Below are 23,823 nucleotides of genomic sequence, written 5' to 3'. Positions count from 1 at the left end.
CTTGCGTTATTTAGAAAAAATCTTTGTTTTTTTGCCATATAATTTTTATTCAAGGAACGATTTTTATTATATAAATACCGCCGGGCAATTGAGCGCCGGCGGCAATTTTATATTTTAATAAAACAGTTACTCTTTATTACTTAAGATTATCAATACTGCCTAAGTCATATATTTTTGTATATCCAAGTTTTTCAGCAATCTCAACAGCCTTAGCAGAGCGAGCTCCGGATGAACAATATACTATTATAGTTTCATCTTTTGATTGAGTCTGCAGCCATGTTTCAAACTCATCTATAGGAACATTTATTGAACCGCTGAAATTATTTGCTGAAAATTCTTCTTTGCTTCTGACGTCTGCAAGTACTGCACCTTTTTCTGAAAGTTTCAAAGCTTCATCAGCTTTTATATTTTTTTGTCTTGCGCTGCTTAAATCTATTTCTTTTTTATCATTATTATTGCTGATAAAGATTTTTTCGTTATCATATTCAATACTTTCAATATTGAAATCAGCAGCCTTTTTTAAAGTATAACACTTTGAGCAAGAAGTCATCGTTATTAATATTCCGTCGTTACATCCTAAATAAAGCTGGTCATCTATAACTATGAAATCATTTATAACAAAGTTCTCATTACCTTTTAAATCAATATCACTTTCAGCAAAATCGGATGGTGTTATTTCATTCCAAACACTTCCCAGAGGACTGGCTATTATATCAGTTTTTCCGGTTTCTCTATCCTGTACCAGAGCAGTAAACATATTATTCCATACTGCCAATTTCTTAAAATCAACATTTTTTTGATATTCCTCATTATAATTGAGTTGTGTTGATTTACCGTCTTTTGTTACAGTAATGGTATCACCGCTTACACTTAATTCCACAGAGTTATTTGAAGCATTCAATATAACAGTATTTTCTGGTGATGAAGCAGTGCTTATATTTGGGTCTGAATACATGAGATTCATATAATCAAAGTTACCCAAATATTTTCCTGTAGTTGTTCCTTTCATAAATATCCCTTTGGTTCCTGTAAGTCCAGATTTTATTCTTATTACGTTTGTTTTAAAATCATTCCAGTTTTTTGTACTTGCAATAAGAGTAGCTGAACCAATGCTGTTTGCAGATGTAAGATGCTTATTTATTTCGCTCTGTGAAGCAGTGTCAACATTTATACCTGCCATATCAACAGCAAAAAATTCAACATTTACAGGCGAAGTTTCTTTTGTTCCGGCTATCAATTCTATAATTGCAAAGTCTTGCATATCATGTTCGCCGAAGTAGAAAGTATCATTGTTTCTGGTATTGTCTATAACATAACCTCCACTGGCTTCTGCCACTGAACTCTTAGTCATACCGGCATCGTACCATCCTTTATTGTAATCTTCAAATTCAACTTTTCTAGTATATGTTATATTTGGTGTTGGTTCCGGTTCCGGCGATGCAGTAGGGGAAGGGGACGGTGAAGATTCAACTATAGTTTTTTCAGTATCAAAGAATACTGCAAATATTGATTTATTAGCTCCACCTCCATAGATATATACCGGTGAACCTGCTTTTACCATTACTTCAAGTGCAGTCAATTTACCGGAAGCTGTTCCGTATTGTTGTTTTAATTCAACGCCGTTTTGACTTGCTGCAATATATCTGTCTGAGCTTGAATCAAATAGTACAGTCATTGCTCCGTCAGTATCAGGAGTAAAGTATACACATTTAAGTGTCTCACTGCCGCGGCCGCCTTTTAGACCTCTTTTAAAAGTATAAGAAGTGCCATTATAAGTATATTTTCTGTCTTTTGCCTCAGTGTTCCATCCGCCGATACCATCCATGCCGGTACCGCTGGTCAGTTTAGTTCCGTCAGATGTTTCAAAGAATGAGTCAAAAGCAGGATCGTCGAAACGATATAGTGTCAGTGTTTTTGCTTCAGGTTCGTGATATACATGTTTCACTGCTTTATCAAGAGGAGTAATATTGTTTAAGTTTTCCCATGTAAAGAATGTTACCTCATCGTTTTCTTTGAAGCCGTCAAAAACATAATCACCGGGTGCAGAGAACTCCTGAACTGTTTGATTTTTAAGTGCGCCGTTTTCATATGAAGCAGCTACCAAAACGCCGGATTCATAAGGAACACTCACTTTGGTTTTTCCTCCGGGTTGGTCAACAACATCTATATCTGCATTTATGTGGTTAAGTTTCATAAAATCTAAGTTTGATGTGTTAGTTTGAACATAAATTGTTCCGCAGCCGTTAGCATCAAGATTTAGTTTTGAAAGCTCATTTCTGTTAATTCCAACATTAACCTCAGTCCAGTTTGTCCAAGCTCCGGTTACAGGCACTGTAGCGGTTCCTATAATTCTGTTTGTATTAGGACTGAGTGATACATTAATTTCACTTGGTGTTTCAAGCTGTGATAAACGGAAAGTTATATCGGTGAGTTTATCAAGTTTTACACCATCAAATCTTAACCAGTAATTTTTTGTGCTGCCGGCGTTAAGACCTCCGCTGGCACCTTGTTTTGCGTCACTTAAATTAGCACCGCCGCCGTTGTCAGCGCTTTCACCTTCGATTTGTAAATTGGCATATACAATAATTGTTCCGCACTCTTTGTCAGTATAATTTTTTGCTGAAACTTTAAATACGCCGTTTTCGTATATGGTGAGTTTTCCTGTTGAGCTATCTATTTCAGGAGCTTTTCTTGAAGAGCTGTCAAGCTTTTCAACTGTCCAAATCAGTTTTGAATTATCAACAGAAACATCATTATTTAATGCTTTTAAATCAACTGTGCATGGTGAATCAACAGTGATTGTTCCGGATATTTCGGTTTCGGAAGCTGTATATTCACCGATTCCTGCCTTTGAGTAATCAATTCTATTATCTACCAATATGCTCGGATTTGTTGATTTTATATTATATGTTTCAGCTAATTCAATAGTTGGCACAGCTTTTAAGTCTGCTGCTGCTTGTTTCAAAATACCCGGCAGGTTTTCTTCTAAGAGTTCTGATTCAATAGCAGTTTTGGCTGTGTTATAAACACTTAAAATTGTTTCCCAGTTTTCAGGCAGATAAGCAATTTCCGGGCATGCTTTAAACGCATTTTCCAGTTTTTCTAAATAAGATGCGGTAACTTCAGGAGCAACCTTTTCTTTTAGCTGGGTTACTACTGGGAATGAATCTGTCACAGGAGTTCCTGATTGAGGTGTGATTGTAACTGTTATTAAAGCTGTTCCCTCAATATTTGAAGCTGTAACTTTACCATTGCTGTCAACTTTGGCTACATCTTCATTAGAACTTGTATAAGTAACTGTAGCATTGCTTAGTGTTGATAAATCAGTTATCAGCGTATCGTCTTGAAGTGCTGCTGATGCGTTTGATTCAATATAGTTGGCAGGCGCAACACTTGTTTCTCCCTTAGCTACAGCACCGTAAAGTTTTATACCGGTAGGTACTGCGTGTACGTTTTTAACATTTTTAGAAATGCTTCCGCTCACATTTACAGTGGTAGAAAGAGCATTAGCATCATTTGCATTTGAACCAACTTTAATGGTATATGCACCGTTTACTACATAATTGGACTGAGTTGTTTCATCAAAGAAATATACGTCCGATATATTTAAATCAAATGAAACTGTTTTAGTTTCGCCGGCCTTTAATTCAACTCTCTCAAAACCTTTGAGTTGTTTTAATGGCAAAGTTTTTCCGTCTGCCCCGGGAACTGTAACATAAAGCTGAGCTATTTCAGTGCCGTCAACAGAACCGGAATTAGTTATATCTGCAGTAATTCTGACAGTATCATTGGCGTCAGCGTTGGTTTTGTCAGCCTTGATATTTGAGTATACAAAATTTGTATAACTTGTGCCGTAGCCGAACGGATATACAGGTGTTCCTGAATAATATTGATGTGTTCTGCCCGGATAATTATCTGCCTGTGCTATTTCATAATTTGTAAAGTTATAATCAACGCCATTAACATTTTGTTTTGGCGAGCCGAGAGGCATCTTTTGTAGATCTTCAGAAGTATACCATGTGGTGGTTAATTTACCTGATGGATTAACCTTTCCGGTCAGGACTTTTCCTAAGGCTTCTCCTTGCGTTTGTCCGTTATATGAAGTCCATAACATAGCGGCACATTTATCTTTAAATGGTTCTGCATTGATTTGTCCTACAGTAGACATTACTACAATGGTCTTTTCTGGATAACTGTCACAAATCATTTGAACATGTGCTTGTGATATAGGAAGGTCTATTGAACTTCTGTCGTTTGATTCTTTGGAATCTGCTGTTGTTGTTCCTGCATATGCTATAATATAATCTGCAGCGTCAAGAGAATTCTTGTAGTTCTCTACTGAGAAGTCAGCGCTTGCGTTTATTGTAATATACATATCAGCTGTGGAGTTATATCCACCGTCAGCTCCTGTATATTTAGCTTCGTTTGTAACATAAGTATCAGGACTGTCTGTATTTGCTATGTCAACGGTGGCTACAGTCTGCGTCATATTGCTGTAACTGATATTTACAGACGCTTTAGGCATACCGGGCATTGATGCTGCTTCTATTTTTACGTCTGTAACTTTAGAAAAGTCAACATCTTTTACAACAGCCATGCCTGATTTAGTGACATCTTTAAGGTTTGAACCTGATAAAGTCATTCCTCTAACGCTTGTCGCTTTTGACAAGTCAACAGTTCTTGTTTTTCCATCTTCAAGAACAAGATTTATGCTTTTAATATTAAACAGCGGCGTACTGTCGCTTACATTTCCGATGAGTTCAACATTAGCGTTAGAGTTAATGCTTTGGATTTCGTTTTTCATACCTTGATATGGAGTTGTAGTTTTGGTTGGTTCTCCTGAATAATCACCAAGTGTCAGCTCGTCAGCAAGATTTCCTACAACAGCCACATTAGACACTGTGTTTTTGAGTGGGAGTGTATTATTTCTGTTTTCAAGTAAAACCCAGCTCTTTTCAGCGGCTTCTTCGGCTTTTGCAACATGCTCGTCTTTTTCTATTACATCGCTTTTTATTTTTTGATATTCAACATTTGAATCAAATTCGCCGGTTTTCATACGAGCAAGAAACAGACTATATACAGCTACATCCAGAGTCTCTTCACTCATCCATCCCTGTTCAACGGATTCGAATGTACTGCCTTGCGCTCTGGAACCGCAGTCAAGGTTGTTTCCGGCATTAAAAGCTTTTGATACTGCCATAGGCGCAGTTATATCGTCTAAGTTCCAATCCGGAAACAGTTTTTGTCTCATAGATTGTCTTCCGAAAAGATTTTCCCACGCGCCGCAATCTCCGACTACATAGCCTGAAAATCCCCATGTGCGTCTCAATAAATCTGTCAGCAGATATTTGTTAGCGCTGGAAGCAATATAGTCAGAAAAAACTTCTCCGTTTCTGCTTATGGTAAGCGCGTTATATGAACTCATAACTGATGCAGGATTAGAGCTTTCAACTATATCTTTAAATGTTCTTGTATAATATTCTCTAAAAGTTTTTTCTGTCATAACTGATGTTCCGGTTTGTCTTTCGCCTTCACAGTTATTAGCAGCAAAATGTTTAAGGGTTGCTATTGTTTTAAGATATTTTGCGTCTTCACCCTGCATACCCTCTACAGATTTAGCACCTATTTCAGATGTAAGATATGGGTCTTCACCGTATGATTCCTCATTTCTTCCCCATCTTGGGTCCCGGGCAAGATTTATTGTTGGGTTCCAGTATGATAAATCATACTTATTGTTTTTTCCTCTTGCCTCTGTGGATGTTATGTCAGACGCTTCATATACAAGCTGTCTGTCCCAGGTATTTGACATAGCAAGACTTGAAGGGAAACTTGTTGCTTTACCCTGTCTTGCAACACCATGTATACCTTCTCTCCAATAATTATAAGCGGAGACGCCCAAACGTTTTATAGCCGGTGCGCTGCGTCCTGTTTGAGAAACTTTTTCTTCGAGCGTCATTCTAGCTACCAAATCAGCGGCTCTTTCCTCAAATGAAAGAGAAGTGTCCTGGTATGGAAGCGTTTCAGCAATTTCAGCGTCTTCCATAATAGGTTCGCTGATTTGTTCAACAGCTGATACAGCTTGTTCGGTTGGTTTGTTTTCGGTTCCATTGTCGGCAAATGCAACTGTAATCGGCAGTGTAGTTGCCAGCATTGCAGCTGCGGTGATTGCAGATAATACTTTTCGTATAATCATAAAATTTCCTCCTTGAAAATATATTAGTTCATACTTGAACTATAACACTTTTAGTGCTATAATTAAAGTCAAATTGTATGAAGTTTTAGACAAAATATAGCTGGATTGGAGGTAAGGAAAATGCTTCCGGCATACGAGATTAGAAAATCTGACTTAACCGTAAAACATAACAATTACGAGCTTGATTTTCCTGAGCATATGCATAAATATATAGAAATTGTATATGTATATAAAGGATTTCAGCATTTAAAGATTGAAAATCAGGACTTTGAAGTAACAGAGGGGGTTATGACTGTAATATTCCCGGATACCGTGCATTCTTTTTATTCTATAGACAAAAAGAATTCAGAGGTATTAATTGTTATGTGCGATCCAAAATTATTTGGAAATTTGTTCCCTGACTTAAAAAACTTTAGACCTCAAAATCCGATTATAAGCAGGGAGTCGATAAATAAAAAATTTAAAACTGCTCTTACATGTATTTCTCCTGATGATTCCTTCGAGGTTAAATTTTCTTGGGCATGCGTTATTATGTCGTACATTATGGAAATAATGAAACTTGAACATCTGCCGTCTGACCCTGTGACAGATATTTCGTACAAGATTGTTAAATATGTTGAAGAAAATTTTACAGAACCGATTACTAGAGCTTCTTTGGCTCAGCATTTTAATGTGAGTGAATGTTATATTTCCAGAATTTTTGCCCAAAAGTTTAAAATTAATTTAAGAAACTATTTGGGGTTAATTAGGGCGGAATACGCAGCAAATTTGATACGTACAACTGATGAAAATATAACTTTAATCAGTCAGCTTTCGGGTTTTGACAGTCAGAGAACGTTTAACCGCATGTTTAAAGCAGCGTATGGAAGAACTCCCAAAGAATACAAAAATAGTATTAATCAGTTTATAAAAGAATGATAAAACTAATATAAAAAAACATGTAAAATTATAATTTTATTGTTTACTATACACGATATAAGATTGGAGGGATAGCAGTGCTCCAGGACGACAAGATAACGATTTCAACTGTCCGACGGCAGAGAAATTATGAGACAAATCCACATTTTCACAGACACAATGAGATTTATTATTTGGAAGAAGGAAGCAGTAAAATTTTTGTTGACACAAAGCTATATAATCTCAGTGCAGGAAGTTTAGTATTTATTAGAAGCGGAAGAATACATAGGACAGTGGCTGGGGATAATACTAGTCACAAAAGGACTGTTTTAATGTTCCCGGACAGCATAGTTAAAAAGTTATTTGATATTTGTGATGATTCTCAGGCTTTAAAAAATATTGATTCTATGGTTGTGCATATTCCGGAAATTGTCAGGAACCAGTTAAAAACAAAGTTTTCAAATATTCATAAAGAAGTAACTTCTCCTGACAGCATGTCTGATATTGTGCTGAAAAGTATAATAAACCAAATATTGATAGACATGTTAAGAACATATAAAAATAAATCACATGTAGCAAGAGACAGTGATAATATTCTAAACGAGGTTATTCAGCAGGCGATAAATTTTATATGTAAAAATTATAACCGGCAGATAACTTTAAATATGACAGCAGACTATATAAATATGAGCCCAACATATTTTTCTAAAAAATTTAAGAGAGAGACAGGTTTTGGGTTTAAGGAATATCTTGCGAAATACCGATTGCGTGAGGCAGTCAAATTACTTAAAAGCAATAAGTATAGTTCTATAACAGATGTTGCTACACGCTGCGGATTTAATGACAGCAATTATTTTGCTACAGCTTTTAAAGCTGAATATGGAGTGTCTCCTAATAAGTTCAGGCATTATTCTGATGTTTAAAAATTATGCAAACTTGCTAAAAATAGAGTAGAGTGCTTTTAGCAATCCGGGACCTACAAAACTTTCAATAGGAGCTGAAATCAGGGCTATTGCCAAAAATATAACTAGGCTGAGAAGAAGTTTAAGCAGGTTTTTTCCGACCGGAATGAATTTTGTGTATTTATCCCGGGATAATTTATTCAGTTTGCGTCCGTGTCTTGCAGTTTTTCCTGTTTCAGATGCAGTTATTGTAAACCATATCATAGCAGTGACTATTAATGCATTGCATGCTATAATTGATAAAAGACCAAATATTATTCCTTTTGCCCCATATCTTGAAACAAGAAATGTTAGGGAGAATCCTATAGTAAATCCTTTTGAACACAGTCTGATAAAGCTTAGAGGTGATAAAAAAATAAACATTCCTGATAGAAAAATTATGAAAGCGGTAATAATATGTTCATAGATTACAGTTTTAAATATTTCGGAATGTGATACTCCAATAATAACAGAACCTTGGAAGTAGTTTTGCATATATGAAAAAATTTGATTTTTCAAGTCTTGAGGGAGCCATGTATAGACAGCTCCTCCGGCTATACCGCCGAGCAGCAGCAATACAATACAAAGAATCATTGAAGCTCTGTTTCTTGTTATAAACTCAGAAGCGTTATTTTTATATCTTCTTGATATTTTTATCTGATTTACATTGCTTACTACATTTGGCATTCCGGTATCAAAAAATTTTTTCATATATGTAGGCCTCCAATTAATACTTTTGCTGAGCTAAATATATAAAATTATATGCCTGATAAAAAATATTATGATTTTAGAAAAAAGGAGAAATTATGAAAACAGCTGAATTAATAACTGAATTGACTGAAAAATATGGAGTCAGCGGACATGAGTCTGCCGTTTCAGATTTTGCAGTTGAGATTATATCAAAGTATTGTGACGAAACAAACATAGATAATATGGGAAATGTGATTGGTAAAATTACAGGAACATCGTCAGAAAATGAAGAGAAACAAAAAATTATGATAGAAGCTCATATGGACCAAGTAGGTTTTTTGGTGTCTGAGATTACAGAAGACGGTGAGATTAAATTTGTTGCGGTCGGCGGTATTGACGTTAGAATTTTGCCGGGTTTGCGAGTTAAAATAAACGGTAATAAACAGATACCCGGTGTAATTATGGTTCCAAAAGACGGCGGTGAGAAAAATGCTGCAATTGAGGAGCTAAGAATATACACAGGACTTCAGAAAGAGAGTTTGGAGAGTATGGTTAAAATAGGTGACCACATTGTCTTTGACTATGAGGTTACGCATTTGTTGTGCGACAATATCTGTTCGGGCTCGCTGGATAATCGGTCAGGTATGTCAGCAATAATTATGGCGCTTAAAAAGATTAAAGAGTCAGCTTTAAAGAATGATGTTTATGTTGTGTTTTCTACCCAGGAAGAGGTTGGGTTAAGAGGTGCGTTTACAAGTACCTATGGTATAGAACCGGATTTGGCAATAGTGGTTGATGTTACTCATGGAACCACTGTCGACTCAAAGGATGACTGCGGTGTATTTGAATTGGGAAGCGGAGCCATTATTCTGCGAGGACCAAATGTTGACTATGATAAGGCACTGAAATTGATCGATTTGGCCGAAGAAAATGAGATAAATCATAAGATTGAAGTTGCCGGAGGAGCTTCAGGAACTACCGCTTGGGCAATTCAAACTGTTGGTAAAGGCGTACAGGTTTTGCTGATTTCAATACCGCTTAGGTATATGCACACAAATGTGGAAGTTTTGAAAACATCGGATGTTGAGAACGTTTCAGATTTAGTGGCAGCGGCTGTAAAACACTTTTCAATTTGAGAATAAGCCGATTTATAACAATGAAGCAGAAATTAATTAATAATGGATGGTGATTAAATGAGCAAAGTAGATATGAATTTGTTAAAGCATTTGTCAGAAGCGTTTGGTGTTTCAGGACGGGAAAGGCAAGTGCGTGAAGTAATATTGTCTGAGATAAGGTCAAGCTGTGATGAAATAAAAGTTGATAATATAGGCAATATAATAGCAAAAAAGCATGGAAAAAATAATAAGAATATTTTGATTATGGCAAGCATGGATGAGCCTGGATTTATAATCAGTGGTTATAAAGAAGGCGGCGGAGCATTTTTGAGTTTTGAACCGGTTGGAATAATCAGGCCTCAGTCGATAGTTTCAGAATCGGTTGTTGTGGGAGATAAAATGATTCCGGGCATTATTTCTCTTAAGGCTGTTCATTTATCAACAAAAGAAGAGCGTGAAAAACTTGTGTGCCTGAAAGATTTGTTTATTGACATTGGCGCCGATAATAAACAGGCTGCTGAGCGTGAAATTTTGATAGGAGATTTTGCAGGATTTAAAAGCAAATATACCGAACTTGGTGAATATGGCGTTTCAAACAAAGCGATAGGACAGCGGGCTTGCTGTGCTGTTTTAGCTGCGCTGTTGAAGGCGGACTATGATTGCAGTATAACTTGTGTGTTTACAGTTCAAAAGCAAGTTGGGCTTAGAGGAGCAAAGCTAAGTTTTGGTTCAGATGATGAGTTTGACGAGGCAATAACTCTAGATACAATTGAAGAGGAACAATATAAATTAGGCAGCGGATGTTTTATACCATGCCTAATTAATTCAACATGTCATGACAGGTCTATAGCAATAAAGCTTATGTCCATGAAAGACAATTTAAATATTGAGAACAAAGATAATGATATAAAATGTGAAATTATAGCTAAGAAGATTGATGACGGAGATATTACAAGTGTAAATATTAAGGGAAAAGGAATTCTGACTGCTGAGCTTGATATTCCGGTAAAAAATAAGAATACCTCATCTGAAATTGTCGATAAACGCGACATAGACGCGGCATATCAGATTATATCAAAATATTTGGAAAGCTAAAACCAATAATTATTTTTATTATCTGATTTCCAAATAAAAATTTGATTGAATTCCCTAGTAATGTGTGTTATCATATACACATTATGACAATTCGGAGGATTATACTATGTCTGAGAAAAAGAGACTATTGATTGTGGACGGAAACAGCATTCTTAACAGGGCGTATTATGGAATACGTCCACTCAGCGCTCCTGACGGCACGCCTACAAATGCTGTGTACGGCTTTTTAAATATACTTTTAAAATATCTTGAGGAGGAAACTCCTGATTATCTTGGAGTAGCTTTTGATTTAAAGGCTCCCACTTTCAGGCATAAAATGTTTGATGATTATAAAGCGCAAAGAAAGCCCGCGCCTGATGATTTTATCGTTCAGATACCGATTATGAAAGAAGTTCTCAGCGCTATGGACTGCAAATGTATTGAGCTTGAAGGATATGAGGCTGATGATATTATAGGGACAGTGTCAAAAATCTGTGATGAAAATGATGTTTCATGCAGCATCCTAACAGGGGATAAAGATGACTTGCAGCTCTCTTCAGATAATACTGTTGTTAAACTAGTGGTGACCCGTATGGGTAATACAACCACTACTCCATACGATTATAACGCTGTGATTGAAAAATTTGGGGTTACACCGAGCGAATGTATTGACGTTAAAGGGTTGGCAGGAGATCCAAGCGATAATATACCGGGTGTAAAAGGAGTTGGAGAAAAAACAGCTGTTTCACTTATTGAAAAGTATCAGAGCATAGAAAATATATACGATAAGATAGATGAAATTGAAGTTACTAACTCTGTCAGAACTAAACTTAAAAATGATAAAGATATGGCTTTTTTAAGCAAGAAATTAGCCACGATTATTCGCGACGTTCCCATAGATTTCAAGTTTGAAGATTATAAGTTTGAGGAGCCTGACGAAAAAAAGCTGAGTGAAATATTTATTAGATTAAACTTTAAGTCTTTTTTGAAAAGACTTAATCTGAAAGGCGTTGCAGAGGATGAGCGTGTGATAGAAACTATTTCTTCCGACTGTGAAAAAATAGATATAATCGGCGCTGAAATTATGTTAAAGGATGCTGACAGCGTTTATTATTATCTAAACAGCGGTATGGATAAAATGTACTTTTCCAAAGACGGCAAGAAGGTTTGCTGCTGTACGTGTGATGACAATTTTTTAAAAAGCTTTTTTGAAAATGAACGCATATCAAAACTCGGATATGATATAAAAAATGATATTATACGCCTAAACGATAAAAATATAAAGTTTAATGGGATAGGTTTTGATGTTTTGATTGCCGCATATATAAATAATCCAACAAGAACAAAATACGATTTAGATATTTTGTGTTTCGATTATTTAGGTATGAATATGCCTTCTTCAAATATAGAAGAAGACGGACAAATTTCTATGGATTTAGGCAATGAAGATTCGAATGATGACGCCGGAGTTTTAGCGGCGATAATAAAGCTAAAGAATTTTTTTGAAGCTGATATAAAAAAGAATGAGCAGGAAGACCTCTATTATAAAATAGAACTTCCGCTTGTTGAAGTTCTTGCAGATATGCAAATAACCGGTATGTATGTGGACAAGAGTGAGCTTGAAAAGTTCGGAAACATGCTGAAATCTAGAATAGAGGTATTAACTTCTGAAATATATGATTATGCGGGTGAAGAATTTAATATTAACTCTCCAAAACAGCTGGGAAATATACTGTTTGAAAAGCTGTCGCTGCCTCATGGTAAAAAAACTAAGAGTGGTTATTCAACAAATATTGATGTATTAAATAAGCTGATGGGTGAGCATCCCATTATTGAAGATATAATGGAATACAGAACTCTGACAAAGCTTAACTCAACATATGTTGACAGTCTGATAAGTATAATAAACCCTGTGACAGGGCGCATACATTCAAGTTTTAATCAGACGGTTACAGCAACCGGAAGAATCAGCAGTACCGAGCCTAATTTGCAGAACATTCCGGTCAGAACTGATATTGGCCGTGAAATCAGGAAAATGTTTACGGCTGAGGGTGATAACAGAGTTTTGGTAGACGCCGACTATTCACAGATAGAATTAAGAGTGCTTGCAGATATTTCGGGTGATGAGAATATGTGCGGAGCGTTTAGAAATAATATAGATATTCACAGACAAACGGCTTCTCAAGTTTTTGATGTGCCTTTAGATGAGGTTGATTCCACCATGCGTTTCAGAGCTAAGGCTGTTAATTTTGGAATAGTTTATGGTATTGGCGCTTTTTCACTTGCTCAGGATTTAAAGATTTCACGAAAAGAAGCGGATCAGTATATTAAACATTACCTGGAGCATTATCCAAAAGTTGATGAATATATGAAGAATATTGTTGAAAAAGCAAAAGAAGACGGGTATGTAACGACTATGTATAACAGAAGGAGATATTTGCCCGAGCTTAAAGCAAGCAATAAAATAACCCAGGCATTTGGCGAAAGGGTCGCTATGAATGCTCCTATACAGGGAACTGCCGCAGATATAATAAAAATTGCCATGGTAAACGTGTATAACAGATTAAAAAGGGAAGGACTTAAATCCAAGCTTGTTCTGCAGGTTCATGACGAACTTATAGTAGAAGCTGTAAGCGATGAAAAAGAAGCGGTAGAAAGGGTTGTGAGAGAAGAAATGCAAAATGCGGCTAAGCTGAAGGTTCCGCTGATTGTTGACCTGAACGTTGGGCATAGCTGGTATGATACAAAATAAGCGCTTAATATGATAACAAAAATATTACAGCAGGTTTCAATTATATTAAATATTTGAAAACAATTTCTGATTTGCTTGATAGGAAATGATAGTATGTGTTATAATATATTGGTATGTATGTAAGGAGTTGGGCTGATTGATTATTGTTGGGCTTACAGGAGTTATCGGTTCCGGTAAAAGTACCGTTTCCCACATTTTATCAGAGTTGGGCGCATATACTATTGACGCGGACGAGATTTCCAGAACTGTTCTTGATAAGGATACTCCGGCGTATTTTGAAACTGTTGAGCATTTCGGCAGGAAAATTTTAAGTTGTGACGGAACTATAAACAGAAAAGAATTGGCTAAAATTGTTTTTAATAATAAAGCTGAACTTGAAGTGTTAAACCGCATTACTCATAAATATATTTTTATAAAAATGCAGAATATGATTGATAAGTATATCTCTGCCAGCGGTTCAGGTGATATGATTGTGCTTGACGTGCCATTATTATTTTCTGATGATTTTAATATAAAATACGACAAGTCTGTTGTTGTTACAGCCAGCCGGGAAATTATCATCAAACGCGTAATGCTGCGGGATGGTATGGATGAATCAGAAATTTTGAGCCGTATAAAAAATCAGCTTACTGATGAAGAATTAATAAAAAGAGCAGATTTTGTTATAGAAAATAATTATGAAAATATTGATGAACTTAGAACATGTGTAACAGGTATTTATAAAGAGTTGATAAGTTTGAATACGTAAAATAATGATTTGAGGTTGAAATATATGAGAATACCTGACAGAACACGGCGCAGGTCTCCGAAGAAAAAAGGCAATAAAGGGTGTGCTGTGGCTGCCGTTTTTGGTGTAATAGTTATTATATTATTATCAGCTTTTCTGTTTAGGAGCTGTGTTTCAGGAATAAATAATGCGCTTTCGGGTATAGGAAGTAATATAACAGCGCAGACTTATCCAATAAAATATCAAAACTTGGTTGAAAAATACTCCAAAAAGTATGATGTTGATAAATATTTAGTTTACGCGGTTATAAAAGCCGAAAGTAAGTTCGACCAGTATGCAGTATCCCAAGCCGGAGCGTACGGACTTATGCAGCTTCAGACAGAGACGGCTTCGGACTGTGCTAAAAAACTTGATTTGAAAGTTAATTTGCCGGATGATTTATATGTTCCGGATATAAATATACATATCGGCACATATTACTTATCATGGCTTCTTGATAAATATGAAGGCGATATAAGCCTGGCTATTGCCGCCTATAACGGCGGTATTGGAAATGTTGACAGCTGGCTGAAAGATGAAAGATATAAGGATGGTAAAGGCGGACTTTCAGATATTCCTTTTGCGGAGACAAAAAACTATGTTACCGGAGTGAATTCCGCATACCAAAAATACAAAGAGCTTTATGAATAGTGTAAATATAAATAGGAGGTATTATTATGTCAAACGAAACTGAAAAGAATCTTTTTTATGAAAACAAGAATCAGTATTCATCATTGAGTGAAACGGATAAAAAGAACATGGCGGCTTACAGCAGTGAATACAGGTCTTTTTTGGATATGTCTAAGACAGAACGTGAGTTTGCAGTAAACGCTCAAAAATATTTGGAAACTAATGGATTTGTGCCTCTCAGCTCAAAGGATTCATTAAAAGCAGGAGACAAAGTTTATACTGTTAACCGCGGAAAAGGAATAATTGCGGCAGTTATCGGTTCGGAGGATATTACAAACGGCACATCAATTGTAGGCGCTCATATCGATTCTCCAAGACTTGACTTGAAGCCGAATCCCTTATATGAGGACAGTCATTTTGCATATTTTAAAACTCACTACTACGGCGGTATAAAAAAGTATCAGTGGACAACTATACCTCTTGCTCTGCATGGGGTTGCAACGCTGCAGGATGGAACACAGATACAAATTTCAATTGGTGAAGAGGATGACGACCCAACTTTTGTAATATCTGACTTGCTTCCGCATTTTGCTAAAGACCAAATGCAAAAGAAGTTGGCAGAAGCCATTCCAGGGGAAAGTCTGAATATTATATTGGGAAACATTGAAGGAAAAGACTGCGGAGAAGATGTGAAGGAAAAAGTTAAGTATAATATTTTGAATCTTCTCAATGAAAAGTATGATATATGTGAAGAAGACTTTATAAGTTCTGAAATCGAAGCTGTACCGGCCTATAAAGCTCGTGATTTAGGTTTTGACAGAAGCATGGTTGCAGGGTATGGTCAAGATGACAGGGTTTGTGCATATGCCGCGTTAAGATCTGTAGCGGATGTTAAGAAACCTAAATATACTGCTGTATGTTTGCTTGTCGATAAAGAAGAGATTGGCAGCGTAGGCAATACAGGTATGCGTTCCAGATACTTTGAGAACGTACTTGCAAAGATTGTTGATAAATCAGTTAAAGATTATAACGATATTAAGCTGCGTGACACAATATCAAACTCAATTTGTCTTTCTGCAGATGTATGTGCGGCTTTTGACCCGAACTTCCCTGAAGCGAGCGAAAAGAGAAATGCTTCTTTGGTTAACGGCGGTATTGGTGTTATGAAATACAGCGGTTCGGGCGGAAAGAGCGGTTCAAGTGACGCAAACGCTGAACTTATGGCTCAAATTAGAAAGATATTTAATGAAAATGATGTAAAATGGCAGTCAGGCGAGTTAGGCAAGATAGACGGCGGCGGCGGCGGAACTATCGCCGGTTTTGTTGCTAATTTAGATATGGATGTTGTAGATGTTGGGGTTCCGATTCTTTCGATGCACTCTCCTTACGAGATTGCCGGAAAGCTGGATATCTATATGGCTTATAAAGGTTACAAAGCATTTTATGAAAGATAAATTCAGAATCTGGCGGAATAATCGAAAATTATTCCGCCTTATTTTGTTTTTCTATGGGGGTATTATGAAAAAGTTTAAGAGTTGTTGCTTATCATGTATTTTAGTAGCAGTTTTAATTACCGTTTCTGTTACTGCTTATGGAGTTGAACTTCCGCCACCTTATGAAACTGAAGGACAGGCTGTGTTCAGTGTTTCTAATCCTGTAACAGTTTTAACTGTGGGAGATGCCGCTTATGTAAAAACTGATGTATCAGGTCAGCCTGAAAATCTATATGGATTTGAACTGGTGTTTTCCTATGATGAAAATTTTCTTACATATAAATCATATAGTTTAAAAGAAAAGGACAAGGTTGTTACTGCTGAAAAGGTTTCAGACGGGATTCTTAAAATAGCGGTCAGCTCTTCTGACAATTCAAATATCAAGAGCAGTGTACTGACTACGTTGAATTTTGTTGCAAAAAAGAGCGGAAATACTCAGGTTACTTTGTTGGAAGCTGTGCTCATTGACAGCGGTATGGGTTACACAAAATATAATGATTTGAATAAAAACGTGAGTTTATCAATAAAGGCTAAGAATTCCGGAGGAGGAAGTTCCGGGGGAGGCGGAGGATCCGGCGGTTCAATAACCGTTGGAGGCGGAACAAACTCTACTACCGGGGTTTCTCCTACAATGGAACCTTCAAATAATATACCAACTGTTATACCTGAGGAAACAAATAAACCAACAGATATATTTAATGATATAAATGATGAAAGCTGGTCAAAAAATGCTGTTATTGAACTTTATAACTTGGGTATAGTTAATGGATATGAGGATGGAAGCTTTAAACCTGAAAACAGTGTTACAAGAGCGGAATTTTTGAAATTTATAATTACGGCTTTGGAAGCAGGCGTATCTGAAAATAATATATCTTTGCCATTTTCTGACACATATAATTCAGAATGGTATGCGCCGTATGTTTCTGCCGCATTAAATTTGAAAATGGTCAATGGATATGATGATGAAACTTTCAGACCTGATTCTTATATCAGCCGTGAAGAAGCGGCGGCTATAGTGTGCCGCGGAATTGACGCAATGGGTATATCACTTGATTCATACAGACTTAAAATAACATTTGAAGATGAAAATATAATCTCTGACTATGCTGTTGATTATGTTTATAGACTTTATTCATCAGGTGTGATCAACGGTGATGAAAACCAATGTTTTAGACCTAAAGATGATATGAGCAGAGCTGAAACGGCACAGCTAATTTGGAATCTTATTAATACGCTGAATCCTGTTGAATCTGAGGAACAGATGAAGGTTTTAGGCAAGGATAAAGCATATCCTGTTTCAGAAAACGATTTGGATAGTAAACAAAATGATTCTGATACTGTTGAGAGTGAACCTAGTGCGACGCCAACAGAGGTACCGGATTTGATTCCGACTCCTACATCTATTCCTACTGAAGAACCGCTGCCGAGTGAAACTCCGGGTTCATCGTTTGACACTGATATTGATTATGAGTGCGAGAATTTGGCTGAATTATACTCATATAATAATGTTTACGCTTATTTGATTCCTGATGATGGGAGCCGGGACGCTTTTTACGATGACTTTACTACTTTTCAAAGAGCGGGTGACGGTGAAGCCGAGGTTATTTATTCAATACCATACTCTGATGAAGCTGAAATAATATCATATTTTTTTGCAGGAGAAGAACTTACTGATTTTAAATTTGAGATTTCATCAGACGGAAACACATGGAGCAAACCGGAAGTTAACTGTGATTATTTAGAATCTCCGGGAAAATGGACAAAGGCTTCGTATAGGCTTTCAGAACTAAATCAAACTAAGTATATAAAAGCGATTTTTCCTGAAACACAGAATTGGTGGACGCCTCTAATTGCAAAGGTATCTGCTGTAATTGGAGAAGCAAAGCCGGTGAAGATAAATATTGAAGGGAAAAACGAGCTTATAATTCCAAGATATGATTTTTCTGAGTATCAGTATATTGGGTTTATATCTGACCAAATAGGTGAGAAATTTGATGGCAGTGTTAAATTCTCTATAGCTGAAAGTGAAATTGGAAATTTAGAAATTTCAGAAGACGGAGTTATCAAAATATACAGCGATTTTAAAGATGGCAGTAAGTTTAAGATAAAGGCAGAGAATACTGATTATAATCTTTCAACTGAAATCGAAGTTGTATTGAAGGCTGCCGTTTTAGGAGATGTTGACGGTGACGGAACCGTAAATGAAAACGATGTTAAAATAATATTGACTTATTTTGATAAATCTGAACTTGAAGATAAGGACTGGAAAAGCGTCAGGGACGGGGATATAAACAAAGACGGCGTTATAGATATTGTTGATATTGCTTACGTTGCAAAAAGAGCCGCCATTAATGAAATGGGGAATGTTGAGTGAGCAAGTTAAAAATAGCGGGAGTTGTAAAAGAATCCATTACAGACGGTGACGGAATACGCTTTGTTTTGTTTGTTCAGGGGTGTCCGCATCACTGTTATGGCTGTCATAATCCTCAGACCCATGATTTTAACGGAGGAACAATTGTAGACAGCGGACAGGTTTTGGAAGAATTTAAAGCAAACCCTTTGCTGAGCGGAATAACTTTTTCCGGAGGCGAGCCGTTTTGTCAGGCCGGGGCGTTGGCTGACCTTGCAGAAGAGATTATAAGTTTAGGAAAAAACATAACTGTTTATTCCGGATATACATTTGAACAGTTATATGAAATGGCTAAAGAGGATAAGGACATTATGCGGCTTTTAAATTTAGCTGATGTTTTGATAGACGGAAAGTTCATAATGTCTGAAAAAACTTTATTGTTAAGGTTTAGGGGAAGCAAAAATCAAAGGATGATTGATCTTAAAAAGACCATGGAATCAGACGGAAAAACGGTCTATACTTTTGAGTAGAGAATCAAATTTAATTTGGAGTTTACATATGAAAAAATTATTATCAATTATATTATCTATTATTATTTGTGCCGTGAGTGTTCAGGGAGTTTTTGCAGAAAGTTCAGATGTTGATATAAATACTGAACGAAATGTATACGATGACTGTGCTGATTTTTCTAAAGTTGTTGCCTATAGTGAAGGTTTATCACTTGATGTGGTTACAGATGAAAACAAGTATGCTTTCAGCGGTGATGATACACATATCATAAGGGTGACTTCCGATGCCGAATGGCTGGAATACGCGGTGGAACCCAATGGTTATTTTGTTTTTAACACTGCATTTTCACCCAATGAGGAACTTTCACATTTCACGTTTGAAAGTTCTGCAGACGGAGAAAATTGGACATCGTTTAATCCAATCATCACTGTTGATGATACGGAGCCAAGTAAGTGGATAACCGTGCATTACAGTTTAAAGAAACTGCCTGCGGAAGCTAAATTTATAAAGATTATATTTGGAAATATCGGCGGTACGCCATGGTCGCCTTGTATAGAAAGTATTGAGTTAAAAGAACATAATACTGACGAAGTTGGTTTTGCAGACTGTGTGTCAACAAAATATTATAATTCAACAGCTAAACTAAAAAATCTTGGGTTGATAAACGGTTATAGTAATTCGGAGTTTAAACCGAGCGGTGATATAACAAGGGCTGAGTTTTCAGCGATGATGGCTAAGCTCCTGGATTTAAATTCTGTATATAATCCGGCGTCTCTAAAGCAGGTTTTTAATGATGTAACCGCTGATTACTGGGGAGCAGGCTCAATATATGCACTCTACAGTCTTGGTATAGTAAACGGGGATGAAAACGGTAATTTTAATCCTGAGCTTAATATATCGCTTCAGGAAGCGGTAAAAATTATGGTTTCTTCTTTGGGTTATACGGCTGTTGCAAATCAAAATGGTGGTTACCCGTCAGGATATATGCGCGAGGCGTCACGTTTAAAATTATTGAAGGAAATTGAAGACCTGAAAAATGAGGATAGTTTATCCCGAGGCGACGCTGCTATATTAATGGACAATGCTTTGGATGTTGAATTGATATATCAAACTTCTTTTGGAGATGGTCAAAACAGATATGAATATGACGGTTCAACTATATTAAACAGATATCACGGCATTTATGAGCGCCGAGGGGAAATAACCGATGTTGGGTACGCAAGTGTGTTTGCAGAGGGAGCCGCAAAAGATGGAAGGTTTGAGCTTAATAATCAGTCATACAAAACCGGGGATTATGATATGCTTCAATATTTGGGCATAATGGTTACGGCTTATGTGAAGTATGATAAAGATGAGAATGACTATACAGCCTTGTATGTTGAACAGGATAAAAACACTAAGATTACAGAAATTGATTACAATAGTTATGATCGTTTAGATGATGGATATTTATGTTATAATGGTGATGACGGCAGAGAAAAGCGGATAGCTGTCGGAACTAATACAAAAGTAATATATAATTATAAATATCAAACCAGGGTTGGACTTATTGACAATATAGATATTAAATGCGGATATCTAAAAGTTATTTCTAATAACGTCGGAAGCAGTTATGCGGATTATATAATGGTGTATGACTATGATACATATATAGCATCAGATTCTTCAAAGCTGGGCGGAGTGCTTACGGATAAGTATAAGGGTGCGGTTAATTTTAATCTTGATGAGGCAGATACGGTAATACTAAAATATGACAATGAAAAAGTTCTTTATACTCCTGAATACAAGATAAATAAAAATGAGGTTGTGTGTATAGCCAAAAGTGAAGACGGTAAAATTGCTGATATAAGAATATCAGTCGATACTGATACTGGAACAGTCACGAATATAAATAGTTCTGAGCAGGAATATACAATAGGAGATAAGACGTATAAGCTTTCAAATTACTTCCTTGATACTAATCGGACGATTGATATAAGTTCAGATACAGTAACTGTATATTTGGACATAAATGGAAACATCGTGGATTGCAGAGGAGCGGTGAGCGGCGAACGATATGGATATTTAAAGTCAGTCTCAGAGTTAAATGATGTTTTTGGTAATACGGCTACTCTTCAGATTATTACAGAAAGCGGCAAAGCCGAAGAAATAAAGGCAACGTCAAAGTCGTCGCTTAACGGCTCAGTTTCTTCTGTTAAAAGCTTTTTTAATCTGTCTCCACAACTAGTTAAATTTTCATTGAAGGGTGACGGCACTATAGCTGTTCTTGATACTGCTGTTGATTTGTTCGGTGAAGTTAATACTGAGCTGTTTACAAGGAACTATGTATCTGATTCAGCGAAATTTTATGATACTTTAAATATATTTGCGTCAAAGTACCAATTGAGTTCGGAAACGCAAGTGTTTGTTGTGCCAAATGATAAATCCGAGATAGCAAAATATGAAGTGTCTGATTTAAGCAGATTGCTCAGCGATACCGCGTATAATGTACAGCTGTTTGATTTAAATGATGAGTATAAGGTGGGGGCCGCAGTAATAACTTTGGGCACGGACGACGCTGATATATATAACTATAGTCCAGTTGGAGTTATTATAAATTCGGGAACATATGTAAATGATGAGGGTGATAAATGTTTAAGTCTGAAAATGTTTTCCGGAGGCGAAGAGAAAGAATTACTGTTTGATAATGACGGAGCCACAGACAGGACTAACGGATGGATTGACGGATACGTTAACCGGGATACAAAAAATGGTGTAAATCCATTTAGTACGGGTGAGGTTCTTCAATATTCCGAACGTGATGGAAAATGTGCTGCTTTCCGGATATTGCTTACAAAAGAACAGATTTACAATAATGATTATTATGAAAAAAATCTAGCAGACTATGGGGCTCTGAGTGAAGAATTGTTTTATAGTGAGCTATACACATCTTTAGGCATAGTTGATAAAAAGTTTTCCGATAAGATTTTGCTTATGGGGAATACAATTCAGGGTTATTTAAGAACTATTCCGCTCAACGGAAGTGTATATGTGTATGACCGCCGAACAAAAGTTCTTATAAAAGGTGATAATTCTGATATTGAACAAGGCGGCTCCGTATTTGTTCAGATGAGATATGGAATTGCTAATACAGTGTTGGTTATTAGGAATTAATTAAAGATTGGTATTGAAGAATTGAAATTTATATAGTATAATTAGATTATAAGTGAGGAGGAATATTATGTTGAATTCAGATGTATTAGATAAAAAAGTTATCAGAAAAAAGACAGCCGCAACAGTTTTGGCAGTAATTGCTGCCGTTGTTCTTCCGCAGGTATTTCATTCTGTAGGAATTGTTTCCGGAACAGGTCCAGCGCTTGGACAGTCATTTTTACCTATGCACTTGCCGATTTTGATAGCCGCGCTTATTGCGGGTCCGGTAGTTGGAATTATTGCCGGGTTGTTTAGTCCGCTTATAAGTTTTGCTCTAACGGGAATGCCGGCTTCAGCAATGCTTCCGTTTATGATGGTAGAACTTTTGGTATATGGTTTTGCGGCAGGCGCTTTAAAGGACGTAAAACTTCCGGTTATTTTGAAAGTAATTATCGCACAGTTTTTTGGCAGAGGAGTTAGAGCAGCTGCAATACTTGCCTCATTTTATATTTTTAATATACAGGCAGTGTCGTCGTCAGTTATTTTGTCAAGCATAGTTCAGGGATTACCGGGACTTATTTTACAGTGGTCAATTATACCGTTGTTTATATTCTGGTACAATAAGCGTGGTGAAAATGAATAAAGCTAAAGAAATATTGTTGAGCGATGAATCTTTAACATGTGTTTTATGTGATGGTAAAAATGTATTAAAGAGCAGTTATTCCGGGATTAGACCTATGCTGGAATTTATTAGTAAAGGCACTGATTTTTCCGAATATTCGGCAGCTGACAGAATAGTAGGAAGAGCCGCGGCTATGCTGTTTGTGCTCGCAGGTGTAAAAGAAGTGTATGCCTGCGTGTTAAGCAAAGGCGGAGAAGACGTATTAAAAAAACATGGTATATCATATCAGTTTGGTGAGAGTGCTGATACGATAATTAATAGGTCGGGTAATGATATATGTCCTATGGAAAAAGCTGTCATGGGAATGGATAATCCTGACAGCGCATATAAAGCAATTTTAAGAACAGTAGAGGAATTGCGGAAATAATTTATATTAATTTATATCAATATTTATAAAGTTACTAAAAAAGGCTTGCAATTATTTGTTTTTTTGATATAATATTTTTTATGGCAAGTTTTTATAAATATGAAACTTTTCCTAAAATTAGTCGTCATATATTATATAACAAATTATATAGATTAATTTAAGATATCAGTGTCTTCCTGAGATTTATATGTAAATGCCGGGATTTTATTAATTCCAAATAAGGAGAGTGTT

15 protein-coding genes are annotated in these 23,823 nt (G+C 36.3%); 13 read left to right on the top strand and 2 right to left on the bottom strand.

Annotated features, from left to right (window positions below):
- Positions 1 to 136: 136 nt before the first annotated feature.
- Positions 137 to 6,193, bottom strand: coding sequence for a glycoside hydrolase family 3 C-terminal domain-containing protein (locus B9O19_RS01995; RefSeq protein WP_102364875.1), 6,057 nt, complete (start codon positions 6,191 to 6,193; stop codon positions 137 to 139).
- A 120-nt stretch (positions 6,194 to 6,313) separates the two neighbouring features.
- Here B9O19_RS01995 and B9O19_RS01990 point away from each other — a divergent pair, with 120 nt between their 5' ends.
- Both B9O19_RS01990 and B9O19_RS01985 read left to right on the top strand, forming a co-directional pair.
- Positions 6,314 to 7,111, top strand: coding sequence for an AraC family transcriptional regulator (locus B9O19_RS01990; RefSeq protein ID WP_102364874.1), 798 nt, complete (start codon positions 6,314 to 6,316; stop codon positions 7,109 to 7,111).
- Positions 7,112 to 7,188: 77 nt separating this feature from the next.
- Positions 7,189 to 8,013 carry an AraC family transcriptional regulator gene (locus B9O19_RS01985; RefSeq protein ID WP_102364873.1) on the top strand — a complete coding sequence of 275 codons (825 nt, stop codon included), beginning with the start codon at positions 7,189 to 7,191 and terminating at the stop codon, positions 8,011 to 8,013.
- 3 nt (positions 8,014 to 8,016) lie between these two features.
- Here the strand turns inward: B9O19_RS01985 and B9O19_RS01980 are convergent, their stop codons facing one another.
- Positions 8,017 to 8,742 carry a stage II sporulation protein M gene (locus B9O19_RS01980; RefSeq protein WP_102364872.1) on the bottom strand — a complete coding sequence of 242 codons (726 nt, stop codon included), beginning with the start codon at positions 8,740 to 8,742 and terminating at the stop codon, positions 8,017 to 8,019.
- A 95-nt stretch (positions 8,743 to 8,837) separates the two neighbouring features.
- Between B9O19_RS01980 and B9O19_RS01975 the strand changes: the two genes are divergently transcribed.
- From B9O19_RS01975 to B9O19_RS01925, 11 genes are all read left to right on the top strand, one after another.
- A complete protein-coding gene (locus B9O19_RS01975) occupies positions 8,838 to 9,857 on the top strand; it encodes a zinc-binding metallopeptidase family protein (RefSeq protein WP_102364871.1) in 1,020 nt (339 codons plus the stop codon).
- Positions 9,858 to 9,914: 57 nt separating this feature from the next.
- A complete protein-coding gene (locus tag B9O19_RS01970; protein WP_102364870.1) occupies positions 9,915 to 10,931 on the top strand; it encodes a zinc-binding metallopeptidase family protein in 1,017 nt (338 codons plus the stop codon).
- A gap of 106 nt (positions 10,932 to 11,037) precedes the next feature.
- Positions 11,038 to 13,662 (top strand): DNA polymerase I, encoded by a 2,625-nt coding sequence (gene polA, locus B9O19_RS01965; protein WP_102364869.1) that lies wholly within the window; start codon positions 11,038 to 11,040, stop codon positions 13,660 to 13,662.
- A gap of 136 nt (positions 13,663 to 13,798) precedes the next feature.
- Positions 13,799 to 14,410, top strand: coding sequence for a dephospho-CoA kinase (gene coaE / locus B9O19_RS01960; protein ID WP_102364868.1), 612 nt, complete (start codon positions 13,799 to 13,801; stop codon positions 14,408 to 14,410).
- A 24-nt stretch (positions 14,411 to 14,434) separates the two neighbouring features.
- Positions 14,435 to 15,079 carry a lytic transglycosylase domain-containing protein gene (locus B9O19_RS01955; protein WP_102364867.1) on the top strand — a complete coding sequence of 215 codons (645 nt, stop codon included), beginning with the start codon at positions 14,435 to 14,437 and terminating at the stop codon, positions 15,077 to 15,079.
- A gap of 26 nt (positions 15,080 to 15,105) precedes the next feature.
- The gene (locus B9O19_RS01950) at positions 15,106 to 16,512 is read left to right on the top strand and encodes an aminopeptidase (RefSeq protein ID WP_102364866.1); all 1,407 of its coding nucleotides are present in this window, start codon (positions 15,106 to 15,108) and stop codon (positions 16,510 to 16,512) included.
- A 64-nt stretch (positions 16,513 to 16,576) separates the two neighbouring features.
- Positions 16,577 to 18,925 (top strand): S-layer homology domain-containing protein, encoded by a 2,349-nt coding sequence (locus B9O19_RS01945; protein WP_158648886.1) that lies wholly within the window; start codon positions 16,577 to 16,579, stop codon positions 18,923 to 18,925.
- The gene (nrdG, locus tag B9O19_RS01940) at positions 18,922 to 19,431 is read left to right on the top strand and encodes an anaerobic ribonucleoside-triphosphate reductase activating protein (protein WP_102364864.1); all 510 of its coding nucleotides are present in this window, start codon (positions 18,922 to 18,924) and stop codon (positions 19,429 to 19,431) included. The genes B9O19_RS01945 and nrdG overlap by 4 nt, the downstream gene beginning before the upstream one ends.
- A gap of 28 nt (positions 19,432 to 19,459) precedes the next feature.
- Entirely contained in the window at positions 19,460 to 22,564 is a 3,105-nt protein-coding gene (locus tag B9O19_RS01935) for an S-layer homology domain-containing protein (protein ID WP_102364863.1), read from the top strand.
- A gap of 67 nt (positions 22,565 to 22,631) precedes the next feature.
- A complete protein-coding gene (locus tag B9O19_RS01930; protein ID WP_102364862.1) occupies positions 22,632 to 23,186 on the top strand; it encodes an ECF transporter S component in 555 nt (184 codons plus the stop codon).
- Entirely contained in the window at positions 23,179 to 23,592 is a 414-nt protein-coding gene (locus tag B9O19_RS01925) for a DUF1893 domain-containing protein (RefSeq protein ID WP_102364861.1), read from the top strand. The genes B9O19_RS01930 and B9O19_RS01925 overlap by 8 nt, the downstream gene beginning before the upstream one ends.
- The last annotated feature ends 231 nt before the right edge of the window (positions 23,593 to 23,823 follow it).

It is taken from the genome of Monoglobus pectinilyticus (assembly GCF_002874775.1).
Lineage (GTDB): Bacteria > Bacillota > Clostridia > Monoglobales > Monoglobaceae > Monoglobus > Monoglobus pectinilyticus.
This window is presented reverse-complemented; position numbering and strand designations above follow the sequence as displayed.